Annotated in this window: 10 protein-coding genes; 7 read left to right on the top strand and 3 right to left on the bottom strand. The window is 66.2% G+C overall.

The window, feature by feature from the left end; all coding sequences use genetic code 11:
* Positions 1-9: 9 nt before the first annotated feature.
* The gene (locus QP802_RS04325; protein WP_284817670.1) at positions 10-1,056 is read right to left on the bottom strand and encodes a PspC domain-containing protein; all 1,047 of its coding nucleotides are present in this window, start codon (positions 1,054-1,056) and stop codon (positions 10-12) included.
* Between the two features lie 111 nt (positions 1,057-1,167).
* Between QP802_RS04325 and QP802_RS04320 the strand changes: the two genes are divergently transcribed.
* On the top strand, positions 1,168-2,295 hold the full coding sequence (locus QP802_RS04320) for an ATP-binding protein (RefSeq protein ID WP_284817669.1): 1,128 nt from the start codon (positions 1,168-1,170) through the stop codon (positions 2,293-2,295).
* Entirely contained in the window at positions 2,292-2,915 is a 624-nt protein-coding gene (locus QP802_RS04315) for a LuxR C-terminal-related transcriptional regulator (protein WP_252930971.1), read from the top strand. Before QP802_RS04320 ends, QP802_RS04315 begins: the two co-directional genes overlap by 4 nt.
* Here the strand turns inward: QP802_RS04315 and QP802_RS04310 are convergent.
* Positions 2,912-4,807: an FAD/NAD(P)-binding protein gene (locus QP802_RS04310; protein WP_284817668.1), complete on the bottom strand. Its 1,896-nt coding sequence runs from the start codon at positions 4,805-4,807 to the stop codon at positions 2,912-2,914. The genes QP802_RS04315 and QP802_RS04310 overlap by 4 nt on opposite strands.
* Positions 4,808-5,018: 211 nt before the next feature.
* Between QP802_RS04310 and QP802_RS04305 the strand changes: the two genes are divergently transcribed.
* From QP802_RS04305 to QP802_RS04285, 5 genes are read left to right on the top strand one after another with little or no spacing between them, the layout of a single operon-like run.
* A complete protein-coding gene (locus QP802_RS04305) occupies positions 5,019-6,572 on the top strand; it encodes a TIGR04028 family ABC transporter substrate-binding protein (RefSeq protein WP_350338462.1) in 1,554 nt (517 codons plus the stop codon).
* Positions 6,557-7,570, top strand: coding sequence for an ABC transporter permease (locus QP802_RS04300; RefSeq protein ID WP_284817667.1), 1,014 nt, complete (start codon positions 6,557-6,559; stop codon positions 7,568-7,570). The genes QP802_RS04305 and QP802_RS04300 overlap by 16 nt, the downstream gene beginning before the upstream one ends.
* Positions 7,571-7,575: 5 nt before the next feature.
* Positions 7,576-8,388, top strand: a complete 813-nt coding sequence (locus QP802_RS04295) for an ABC transporter permease (protein ID WP_070975837.1) — start codon at positions 7,576-7,578, stop codon at positions 8,386-8,388.
* 3 nt (positions 8,389-8,391) lie between these two features.
* A complete protein-coding gene (locus QP802_RS04290) occupies positions 8,392-10,002 on the top strand; it encodes a dipeptide ABC transporter ATP-binding protein (RefSeq protein ID WP_070363025.1) in 1,611 nt (536 codons plus the stop codon).
* Positions 9,995-11,218 carry an alkylhydroperoxidase domain protein gene (locus QP802_RS04285; RefSeq protein ID WP_284817666.1) on the top strand — a complete coding sequence of 408 codons (1,224 nt, stop codon included), beginning with the start codon at positions 9,995-9,997 and terminating at the stop codon, positions 11,216-11,218. The genes QP802_RS04290 and QP802_RS04285 overlap by 8 nt, the downstream gene beginning before the upstream one ends.
* On the opposite strand, the gene QP802_RS04280 is transcribed toward QP802_RS04285, so the two are convergent.
* Positions 11,215-11,649, bottom strand: a complete 435-nt coding sequence (locus tag QP802_RS04280) for a hypothetical protein (protein WP_070363023.1) — start codon at positions 11,647-11,649, stop codon at positions 11,215-11,217. The two genes, QP802_RS04285 and QP802_RS04280, sit on opposite strands and share 4 nt — an antisense overlap.
* Between the last annotated feature and the right edge of the window lie 49 nt (positions 11,650-11,698).

Raw genomic sequence — 11,698 nt, 5'->3', positions numbered from 1 at the left:
GTAGCCGAATTATTCGGCAAAGTACGCGGACACGGACCCGACGCGCTGCTTCACGTTGATCGTGAGGAGCTCGCCGTCCTTGTCCGCGTTTTGCTTGCCCTGGGGGCATGTAGTTTCGCCGATGGTGGCTTCGCAGTGGACGTCGACCGGCACGTTGTTGGGCAGAATGATCTCGATTTCGCCGACGCCGTTGGCAATGTTGACGGTCTTCGGTTCGTCGAGTGGTTTGAGGCTGCTCAGATCGATGGTGGTTTCTCCAACGAGGTTGTTGAGATCGGGGATTGAAGCCGCGTCCTCGAATGAGTGGTGCATTTCGCCGATGCGGCTGCCCACGTTGCTCTCGAATCGGGGGCCCGCAATACCGGTGATAAACAGGGCGCAGACGAGGATGACAGCCAGGGGCAGCCATAGCCAAAGGCGTTTCTTTTTCTTCGGCTGTTCCGGCGCTGGCTCGGTTGGCTCAGGCAGGTGCCAGAGCCCGGGCGCCGCGCCGAGCGGGTCCCACGCGGGTGGCGTGCCGGGATGCTCGTAGCCCTCGGGCACGGTGAGGTGTGAGGTGTCCACGGTGGGGCCTTCGCTTGTCGACGCCTCCTCGGGGTTCATTACCAGCAGTCCTGCCGGGGGCTCTGGTTGGCGCTGGTGGGCGAGGTACCAGCCGAGCGCGAACAACACGAACGTAACGAGCACCCCGTTGAGGTCGCCTGCCGCTGAGACAGATGGGAAGAAGATCACCAACCCGATGAGTAGCCACCAGCCGGTGCTGCGGTCCTTCTTCTCTGGCTCGGTGAGTTGTTCTTTCGGCGTGATAATTGAGTTCCACGGGCTGCGGGTCATGCCGAAGCGTGGCATGTTGATCCAGCACAGTAGGTAGAGGAAAAGTCCGCCGCCAAATACGAGTGCAAGTGCTACGAAGATGACGCGAACAAGCATCGGGTCGACTTGGTAGCGGGCGCCGATGCCTTCACAGACGCCAGCGATGACAGCCTTACCGCCCTGGTCTTCTGGGATGCGGGGCGGGCGGGTCTCCCACATGCGCTTCAGTGTGTTGGTTTCCATGCCTCCATTGTCGCGTGGTGGGCCCGTGGACGGTATCGGGAATGACCCTGATTTTTGATTTCAGGGTTTACCCCGATGTGGCCGAGGCGCCGCCCGTGTCATGATGAGTGCATGTCTGCGTTGTATCCCCGGCTGACCCGGGACCGTTCACGCCGCGTGATCGCGGGTGTGGCCTCTGGAGTTGCTGGCCACTTCGGGGTGGACGTGAAATGGGTGCGGCTGTTCTTTGTCGTCGCAAGTTTCACTGGCGGGATTGGCGTGTTGTTGTACACGGGCTTGTGGATGTTCGCGCCGGTTGCAGAGAGTACCGAGCCCCGGCAGCGTCCTGGAGCGCTGGATGTTTTCCTTGTGCTGGTGGGGTTTGCGGGTGCGCTGATGTCCTTGCAGAGCTCCTCGGGCGTTGGATCGGCTGTGCTGTTCGTGGTTGGCGTGCTCATAGTGGGTGCGATTATCGCGTTGCAGGCCTACGACCGCGGTATGGCCTCATGGAAGAATCTTGCGGCGCTGGCGCTGGGTGCGCTGCTCATGATGGGTGGGGTGCTGGCGCTCGCGCTCATGGGGGAAAGCAGCGGGGTCGCCGGTGTGGTTGTCTCTGTGCTGGTGACGGTGCTGGGGGTGGCGGTGCTGGTGGTGCCGCTGATTACGAAGTTGGCGAACTCGCTCGTCACGGAGCGTGAGCAGAAGGCGGTGGCGGACCAGCGCGCGGAGATCGCTTCCCGCTTGCATGATTCGGTGCTGCAGACCTTGGCGCTGATTCAGCGCCAGGCTGGTGATCCGGACGAGGTGGTTCGGCTTGCCCGTGGCCAGGAGCGTGAGCTTCGCGCCTGGCTTTTCGACGACACCGTGTCCAACCACACCACCACCTTCGCCGCGCTGTGCAAGGCTGCCGGCGAGGTGGAGGACGCGTACGGGATCGTGATCAAACCGGTCACGGTGGGCGAGGACATCCCTTTCGGCGAGCGCGCCGAGGCAGTCGTGCTCGCAGCCAGGGAAGCGATGGTCAACGCGGCAAAGCACGCCGGTGTGGACACCGTTGATGTTTACGCGGAGCACCTTGCTGGCAGGCTCACCGTGTTCGTGAGGGATCGCGGCAAGGGCTTCGACCCTGAGGCAGTGCCGACGGACCGCCACGGGTTGCGGGACTCCATCGTGGGCCGCGTGGAGCGCGTTGGGGGAGAGGTGCACGTGGTGGCATCGGAAAGCAGTGGCACCGAGATTGAACTAGCGTTGGACCTATGACTCGCGTGTTTCTAGTGGATGACCACTCCGTGTTCCGCGCTGGGGTGAAGGCAGAGCTGCAGGAAGCGGTGGACATCGTCGGTGAGGCCGGCACGGTTGCCGAGGCGGTGCGAGGGATCGAGCAGACGCAGCCCGACGTCGTGCTTCTCGACGTCCACATGCCCGACGGCGGCGGCCTCGCCGTGCTGAAGCGCGCTCCGGGCCCTGCGTACCTGGTGCTCAGCGTGTCCGATGCAGCCGAGGACGTCATCGCCCTGATCCGCGCGGGTGCCCGCGGGTACGTGACCAAGAACATCGCGGGCGCGGAGCTCGCGGAGGCGATTGAGCGGGTGCACGGCGGGGACGCGTACTTCTCACCGCGCCTGGCGGGGTTCGTGCTTGACGCGTTCGCGAGCGGGCCGGTCGTCGAGGAGGACGACCCGGCGGTGGACTCGCTGACCCGGCGCGAACTCGAGGTGCTGCGGCTTTTGGCACGTGGCTACACGTATAAGGAGATCGCGCAGCGCCTGTTTATTTCGGTGAAGACGGTGGAGACGCACGCGTCAAATATTTTGCGCAAGACGCAGACCTCGAACCGCCACCAGTTGACCCGGTGGGCGGTTGCGCGCGACCTGGGTTAGCGTACGCCCGCCTGCGGCAGCAGCGACTGGGCGGTGAGGTCCGTTTCCTGCAGCATGCGCGGGTCGGTGCCGGGCATTGGGGAGATGGTGGTGTCGGCCCACTGCTTGCCGGTGGGAATGCCGGCGATGTGCAGGCGCGGGTCCAGGGTGCCGTCGGGGTGGACGGTGCGGCGGGTGTCTGCGTCGGTTTCGGGAGAGCCGGTGGGCGTGCCGAAAGGCGCGAACGGGCGGATGCGCTCGCTTTCCAGCAGCGACGCGGTGAGTGGGTCGGCTGCGCGGGTGATGTTGGGGGACGGCAGGAATGCGTCCGCGAGGGTGTCCGCGGTGACGGTGCGCTCGGTGCTGGTGGCGGTGAACGTGGTGCCCGACTGCGTGACGGTTGGGGTTGGGCCGAGCAGGGTGACCAGGCCGGCGTCGATGAGTGCGAGGAGCTCGCGGGAGCGGAACAGCGGCGGTCCGGAGCCGACCATCTGGCCGAATGCCATGTAATCGGAGAGCGCGCCGCGCTGGTCCTCCGGGGTGCCGCGGCCGTTCTCCACAGCGATGGCGGTTGGTTTGCGGCCTGCGGAGATCACCCACAGGGCGGACTTGATGGGGGAGTTGTGGGCAGCGACGGCCTCGGCGATGTCGCGGGCCAGGGCGTCGGCGATGACGCAGTTCAGGCTCTCGGCGTCGAGGCCGTCGCACCCGGCCAAGGGGTCGATCCAGTAGGAGACGTCGAAGGGCTCGGTGGTGGCGTCGGCAAGGGCGTCGTTGAGCGCGCGGGCGCAGGGCAGGAGGCTGGTGCGGGTGGCGGCGCCGGCGAGTGGTGCGGCGTCGATGCGCGAGATGATGTCCGCAAGCGGGATGCGCAGGGCGTCGGGGCGTACGCGCGCAAGCGTGGTGTAGTAGGCGGCGTAGGAGTCGCGGATGAGCGCCGGCCAGAGTTGCTCGCCGAAGCTCACCGTGGTGGTGCCGCTGTGCTGCTCGATCGCGGCGCGCAGTCGAGAGAGGTCGGCCTTGGGCGGCAGTGAGTGGTACTCGGATTTCGGCAGGTAAGGGTAGCCGCGGCCAGAGGTAACCACGAGGTGAGGCTCGGCACCGCTGGGTTCGTAGCGTAGCCCGGAGCGGGTGTCGGCGGGCACGAAGCGGCCGCCGCGGTTGATGGTGCTCAGCGCCATGAGGTCGAAAAAGCCCATGCCAAGGCCGCGCACGATTGCGGTTTCGCCAGCAACCAGCGTATCGACGTCCTGTTCCACCGGGTTGCCCGGCTGAATCCAGTGCCCGCGGAAGGCCACCGGGTGCTCGGGGACGACCCAGCCGGTGGCGAGCACGGTGGCGTCGGCGTGGACGGTGGTGCCGTCCTCAAGCGTGATGGCGTCGTGGCCGTTCTCGGCGGTGATGCGCTGCGCGCGGGAGCGGTGGTTGGTGACGGTCACGTGTTCGGGGAGCTGCGCCAGCGCGACCGTGAGGCCCCAGTGGAGGTACTCGCCGTACAGCGCGCGGGATGGGTTGGACTCCGGGCGGGTGGCAGCCAGCTCCGCGCCGAAGTCGGCGGTGACGTGGTCGGGGGTTGGGTGGGCGTCGAAAAGTGATTGCTTGGTGGCGGACACGGCGTCGCGCTCGCCGCGCAGGAGCTGGATCCACTCGTACATGGTCGGGCCCTCGAGTACGGGGGCGGTGACGGTCGCGCCGGGTTCGGTGAAGAGGGTGACGGCGCCGGCCAGCGTGTTCATGCACAGCGTGTGGGTTTGTGTGGTGTCCCAGACGCGCCCGGCGCCGTGCTGGGCGTCGTCGATGAGGTGGATTGTCAGCGACTGGGTGGAATTAGATTCGTTGAGCGTGGCGGCGACGCGTTCGATGATGGAAATGCCACGTGGACCTGCGCCGACGATGGCGATTGCTGGCTGCACTGTGTGTTCCTTCCTGTTGCGACAGTGACCGTTTAGACTGCTTAGTCTAGACGCATGAGACCGCTCCGTCTAATCTGTGTTAGCGTTATCGCTCATCGAAGGGAGAACAGTGAAGCACACACGTCGAACGCAGGCCGGAGCGCTGCTTGCGGCTACCACGCTACTCGGATTATGCACCGCATGTGCAGGGCAAACAGAGCAAAGCGGGGACATGCAGGCAATCACGTACCTGGAGCCGAACTGGTTTACCTCGCTCTATCCGCCTGCGGCCGGGTTCTACCCGAATGGTGGCGTCGTGAATCAAATAACAGACAGACTGCTCTATCAGGACCCGGAGACGCTCGAGCTGCACCCGTGGATCGCCACGAAGCTACCGGAGATCAACGAGGACGCGACGGTATACACGTTCGACATCCGCACCGACGTCACCTACTCCGACGGCTCGCCGCTCACCGCGGAGAACGTCGTGGCCAACTTCGACCTCTACGGCAAAGGCGACAAGGAGCGGCTGCTCAACGCATCCGAGCAGATCTCGAACTATGACTACGGCGAAGTCATCGACGAAGACACGGTGCGATTCCACTTCACCGCACCCTCGCCGGGGTTCGAGCAAGCGGTCTCCGTGTACAACGCCGGGCTGCTTTCCGACGCCACCCTGGCGCTCGACAACGAGTCCTTCGGGCCGGGCAGCGCCCACAACATCATCGGCTCCGGCCCGTTTGTCATCGCCGGTGAGGAGCTGGGCACCTCCATCGAGCTGCGGGCGCGCGAGGACTACGACTGGGCACCGCCCATCCTCGAGCACCAGGGCCGCGCCCGGCTGGACAGCGTGACGTACCGGCTCGCCGCCGAAGAAGCGATGCGCACCGGCGCGGTCCTATCCGGGCAGGCGGACATCGTGCGCGACGTGACTGCGTCGGCCGAGCGCCACCTCCAAGACCGCGGCGTGCAGATCGTCTCCCGCGGCACGAACGCGATGAACAACCAGATCGCGATGCGCCCGCAGCACCCGTACCTGCAGGACATCCGGGTGCGCCGCGCGATCACGCACAGCGTGGACCGCGAAGAGCTGCTGCGCATCCTGTTCTCTGACTCCTACCCGCTGGCGACCTCGAGCGTGGCCGCCACCGGCTTGGGCTACAAGAACCAGGGTGACGCCTACACATACGACCCGGAGCTTGCCCGGCAGCTCCTCGATGAGGCCGGGTGGGTCGTGGGTGGCGACGGCATCCGCGTCAAGGACGGGGAACGCCTGCACCTGACCGTCAACTACGCGCAGACCCAGCCGCGCGCCCGCGAGGTGATGACGATGGTGCAGTCCTACCTGCGTGACATCGGCATTGAGCTGTCCATCCTTTCCGGCGACCGCTCGACGCAAAACGTGGCGTCGAAGGACCCGGACAAGGTGCAGCTCTACCACACGATGGTCGGTCGGGCGGACTACGACGCCATCGAGTCGCACTACGCGGTTGGGCGCCGAGACTCCTTCATTAACCAGGATGAAAATGACAACGTGATCGACCAGCACCTCGAAGACCTGCTGCAGACCGTGGTCTCCACACCCGACGACACAGGCCGGGCCCGCGCGGTGGAAGCCGTCCAGGACTACGTCACTGAGCAGGCCTACGCGCTGCCGCTGTTCGAAGAGCCGCAGGTCTACGCCCTGAGCCCGCGCCTGTGCGGGTTCAGCGTGGAATCTGTTGCACGACCTGCGCTGTACAGCGCCTACCTCCAGGAAGGGGATACGCCATGCCGTACATCGTAAAGCGGGTAGGCCAAGCACTGATCGTGCTGCTGCTGACCTACACTCTCGCATTCTTTCTGCTTTCGGCTCTGCCATCCGACGGTGTCATGGCCCGCTACGCTGACCCGGCACTGGGACTCAGCCAGGCGGAGATTGAGGCGATCCGTTCGGAGATGGGCGTCGATAAGCCGTTGCTTACGCAGTACGTGGCGACGCTGACGGGTCTATTCACCGGTAGCCTCGGCTACTCCGTGCGCACTGGTACGCCGGTGGGCCAGCTCATCGCCGACGCCCTGCCGCATACGCTGGCGTTGGCCGCGACCTCGGTCGGGCTCGCGATCATCGTGGCACTCATCACCGCATTCGTCGCGACGCTGCCCGGCGCCGGGCGCATCGGCGCGCTGTTTCGCGCGGTGCCCTCCCTGATGGTGTCGCTGCCAGGGTTCTGGATCGCGATCGTGCTGCTGCAGCTCGTGTCCTTCGAGCTCGGCTGGATCAACGTGATTGCGCCGGGCCCGCTCGAGGGGCTCGTGCTGCCGACGCTCACGCTGTCCGTCCCGATGGCGGTCCCGCTCGCGCAGGTGCTGATCCGCTCCATCGACGAGGTGCAGCGCAGCCCATTCGTGCAGGTGGCGCGTGCGCGCGGCGCGAGCGAGACCCGCATCTTCTGGTCCGACGTGCTGCGAAACGCGCTGCTCCCAGCGCTGACCATGGCTGGTTTGCTCTTCGGCGAGCTCGTCGGTGGTGCTGTGGTGACGGAAACCGTCTTCGGGCGTACGGGGTTGGGCTCCATGGTGGTCACCGCCGTGTCGAACCGCGACACGCCGGTGCTGCTGGGCGTAGTCCTCATCGCGGCGGTGGCGTACGTGACCATCAACCTCATCATTGACCTGCTCTACCCGGTGCTTGACGTGCGGCTGCGCACCGCCGGCGGACCGTTTGCCGCAACACCGAAGCAGTACGCCAGCCAGTCCGCCGACGCCATCGACGTGCGGGCAATCGAAACGGGACGGGAGTAGCAACCATGCGAACGACGAATTGGAAACAGCATTGGAAACAACCAGGCACGGTTCTCGCACTGCTCGTGCTGCTGCTTGCGTGCGCGTGGGCCCTGCTGCCGGGCATATTTGCCACGCACGACCCATACAAGGGCGTCGACGTAGCCCTTGCAGCGCCGAGCGCGGAGCACTTCTTCGGCACCGACGCCGTGGGGCGCGACGTGTACTCGCGCGTGGTCTACGGCGCGCGCCAGTCGCTGCTCGGCGCGGTGATCGCGGTGGCGGTCGGGCTGGTGTTCGGCACGCTGATTGGCCTGGTGGCGGGCGCGCTGCGAGGCAAAGTCGACACCGTACTGATGCGGATCGTGGACGTCCTGCTCGCTATCCCAGGCATCCTGCTGTCTCTGTCCATCATCATCGTGCTGGGCTTCGGCTCACTACAGGCGGCCTTCGCTGTCGGCATGACCACGGTGGCGACGTTCGCCCGCCTCGCCCGTTCACAGGTGATGCAGGTTGCAGGCACCGACTACGTTGAGGCCGCCTACGGCTCTGGAGCGACGAAGTCCCAGGTGCTGGTGCGCCACATCCTGCCGAACTCGCTCACCCCGGTCATCGCGCTGGCGGCCCTGCAGTTCGGCACGGCGATCCTGCAGCTGTCCATCCTCGGGTTCCTCGGCTACGGTGCCCCGCCGCCGATCCCGGAGTGGGGCCTCATCATCGCCGAAGGCCGCGACTTCATGGCCACCGCCTGGTGGATCATCGTCCTGCCCGGCGTGGCGATCATCGCCACCGTCATGAGCGCGAACCACCTGTCCCAACTCATTCGTACGGAGGCCTAACCCATGCAACCCCTGCAACCTTTACTTGAAGTACGTGGCCTGACCGTCGCGTACGGCAATCAGCCGCCATCGGCGCAAGACGTGTCCTTTTCCGTCGCGCCTGGCAAACTCACCGCGATCGTGGGGGAGTCCGGCTCTGGCAAGACGACCTCGGTGATGGCGACTCTGGGACTCCTCGGCGGGTCCGCGCGGGTGCTGGACGGCGCAGTCTATTTCCAAGGCAAGGACATCACGCAGTTGTCTCCGCGGCAGTGGCGTCAGCTGCGCGGTGCGAAGATTGGCTTGGTGCCGCAGGACCCGAACAATTCGCTCAACCCGCTCAAGCCCGTCGGGGCCTCGATCGAGGAGGCGATGGCGGTCCACGGTATTGGCACAGCCGCCTCCCGTCGCGCACGCGCGCTGGAGCTCATGGAGGCCGTCGGCATCGACGACCCGCAGCGCCGCCACGGCCAGTACCCGCACGAGCTCTCGGGTGGGATGAAGCAGCGCGTGCTCATCGCAGCAGCCATCGCGCCCGAGCCGCAGGTACTGATCGCCGACGAGCCGACGTCCGCCCTGGATGTGACCGTGCAGGAAAAGGCGCTGGACGTGCTCGACGAGATGCGTGAGCGCCTCAACCTCGGCATCGTGCTGATCACGCACGACTTGGCGGTGGCGGGTGACCGTGCCGACGACGTGGTGATTATGCAGCGCGGCGTCGTCGTGGAGGAAGGCCCCGCCGCGGAGGTGCTCGCCGACCCGCAAGAGGAGTATTCACAGCGCCTGCTTGCCGACGCCCCTTCGCTCGCCGTCGCGAACGCCTACCACCGGCCAGCGCCGGACGGCGACGTGCTGGTGCGCGTGGATCACCTGCGCCAGGAGTATGGGGACTTCGTGGCCGTCAATGACGTCTCCTTCGAAGTGAAGCGAGGGTCCACGCACGCGATTGTGGGCGAATCCGGCTCCGGGAAGACCACGACTGGGCGGGCGATCTCCCTGTTCCGGGATCCGACGAGCGGCAGCGTCACCATCGGCGGCAACGTCGTGACCGGCGTCGACGACGCCACCCGCCGGAAGCTGCGCTCCACGGTGCAGCTGGTGCACCAGAACCCGTTTTCTTCCCTGAACCCTAAAATGACGGTGGAGGCCATCGTGGCCGAGCCGGTTCGGAACCTGACGGGGGCGTCGAAACGCGAGGCGCGCGCGAAGGCGCACGAGGTGCTGGCGCGCGTGGCGCTGGACCCGCAGCAGTTCGCGCGGCGCACCCCGTCGCAGCTTTCCGGCGGGCAGCGCCAGCGTGTCGCCATTGCGCGTGCGCTCGTGGTGGAGCCGGAGCTCGTCGTGTTCGATGAGGCGGTTTCCGCGCTCGACGTGACGGTGCAGGCGCAGATCCTCCGGCTGCTGGAAGACCTGCAGCAAGAGCTGGGCCTGACCTATATCTTTATTTCCCATGATTTGGCGGTGGTGCGCCAGGTTTCGGACACGGTCAGCGTGCTCAGCCGTGGTACCCAGGTGGAGTATGGCCCGACGGACGACGTCTTCCAGTGGCCGCGCCACGAAGTGACAAAGAACTTGATCCATGCAATCCCGGGCGCGCGCTTTCGCGCCCGGCAGTTAGGAGAATTTAGTGTCTAACATCATCGATACGCTTGCCGACGCCTCTCCGGAACTCGCGCGCCTTCGCAGGCGCCGCCCGGAAGCAGTCGAGAACGCAGAGCTCACGTTTACGGCCCTCTTCGAGCCTGACGACGAGGGCGACGTGCCACTGGCCTGGCGCTATGGTGTCGCCGCGTTCGTGGCCGGGCTCACCGGACTGACAACTGCGAGCGCGTTCTACCGGGAGTTGCTCGAGGACCTCGAAGACCAAGCCCCCGGCCTCGCCGAGGCCGTCGACGACGCTGTCGCGCGCGGTGCATCCGAGGGGCCGTACTGGCACGGCGACTTCGTCCTGTTCGGTGACGTCATTGGGGAGGCGTCCGAGCAGTTCGCCGCTGCCCTGGACTTCGCACACCTGCTGGTCTTCCACCCGAAGGATTCCACCGCCGCAGCGATCGGTCACCTGCAGACCTCCGGGTGGAGCGACAACGGCATCGTCACGTTGGGGCAGCTCATCGCGTTCGTGGCGTTCCAGTTGCGCGTCGTGCACGGCGTGCGGGTGCTCGGCGGGGTTGACGCTGGTGGAGCGCAGCGGGCGTCGATTAGCGGGCGCGCGCACGGCGTGGCTGACCCCGGCTGGGAGCCCGGGCCGCGCACCCTGCTGCCCGAAGTTGTGGCGCCGACGAAGTTCGTGGAGCACTCCCTGGGCTGGCGCGCGTGGGTGCCCAGCCTGGACAAGTTCGAATTCATCGACGAGCACCGCGACGCGCTGCTCAAGCCCGAACGAATCGATATGGAGTACTTCCGGCTGCTCGCGCGTGACCCTGCGGTGCTCAAGGCACGCACCCTGACTGACCTGGACATTTTCTACAACACCGACGGCGGCCTGGGGCGCGCCGAGCGCGAACTCGCCGCGACCGTGGTCTCCCGTCTCAACGGGTGCGAGTACTGTGCTTCCGTGCACCAGGGGCGCGCGAAGCAGGAAGGCGGCGACGCCGAGGCGATCTCCCGGCTCCTCGACGAAGGCGTGACCGCGGACCTGGGCACCCCGCTGTGGAACGCGCTGCGCGATGCGGCCGTGGCGCTCACGCACACCCCGATCGCGTTCTCGCAACAGCACGTCGTAGCGCTGCGCGAGGCCGGCTGCGGCGAGCTCGAGATCCTTGACCTGATCAACTCGGCGGCGTTCTTCAACTGGGCCAACCGCCTCATGCTCAGTCTCGGTGCGGCTGACGTACCGAAGCGCTACCGCTAGCGCTTCTGGATGGGCGCTGTAGGCGCGTATGCGAGGCGCCGCGTGCCGTCGACGTGCGGCATGAGCACCCACGCCACCACAAACAGCCCACCCGCAAGCAGCGCCAGCCCCCAGCCGGGCAGCGGCGCGATCAGCGGGCTCAGCATGATTGCGAGCCACCACAGCATCAGCGGCACCACCATGCTGAGCGACGGCACCTGCGAGACGTTGCGGCTGCGCGCAAACTCGGCCATAGCCTTGCGGTACGGGTGCGCTCGGGTAGTTGCACGGGCGACGAGCACCGCGGCGAGAGCAATGCCGACTTTCACGGCTGCGGGTAGCGGTGCCGCCATCACGCTTATCGACGCCGCTACGCACCCCGCCGCCACAGCCCGCACAATGGGTGGCGTGGGAATTGGGGTGACGCGGTTGCGGAAGTCTGCGTAATACATAGGGCAGAGCGTACAGCATGGTGTCTCGCTTTTTGTGGCACAGGGATTC

It is taken from the genome of Corynebacterium sp. UMB10119B, assembly GCF_030228125.1.
Classification (GTDB): Bacteria; Actinomycetota; Actinomycetes; order Mycobacteriales; family Mycobacteriaceae; genus Corynebacterium; species Corynebacterium pseudogenitalium.
The sequence above is the reverse complement of the archived record's forward strand: the minus strand, read 5'-3'. Positions and strand labels throughout refer to the sequence as shown.

Excerpts from the sequence above, each read along its gene's own strand:
- QP802_RS04325 (WP_284817670.1), bottom strand. The coding sequence starts at position 1,056 with ATGGAAACCAACACACTGAAGCGCATGTGGGAGACCCGCCCGCCCCGC.
- QP802_RS04320 (WP_284817669.1), top strand. The coding sequence starts at position 1,168 with ATGTCTGCGTTGTATCCCCGGCTGACCCGGGACCGTTCACGCCGCGTG.
- QP802_RS04315 (WP_252930971.1), top strand. The coding sequence starts at position 2,292 with ATGACTCGCGTGTTTCTAGTGGATGACCACTCCGTGTTCCGCGCTGGG.
- QP802_RS04305 (WP_350338462.1), top strand. The coding sequence starts at position 5,019 with ATGCAGGCAATCACGTACCTGGAGCCGAACTGGTTTACCTCGCTCTAT.
- QP802_RS04300 (WP_284817667.1), top strand. The coding sequence starts at position 6,557 with ATGCCGTACATCGTAAAGCGGGTAGGCCAAGCACTGATCGTGCTGCTG.
- QP802_RS04295 (WP_070975837.1), top strand. The coding sequence starts at position 7,576 with ATGCGAACGACGAATTGGAAACAGCATTGGAAACAACCAGGCACGGTT.
- QP802_RS04290 (WP_070363025.1), top strand. The coding sequence starts at position 8,392 with ATGCAACCCCTGCAACCTTTACTTGAAGTACGTGGCCTGACCGTCGCG.
- QP802_RS04280 (WP_070363023.1), bottom strand. The coding sequence starts at position 11,649 with ATGTATTACGCAGACTTCCGCAACCGCGTCACCCCAATTCCCACGCCA.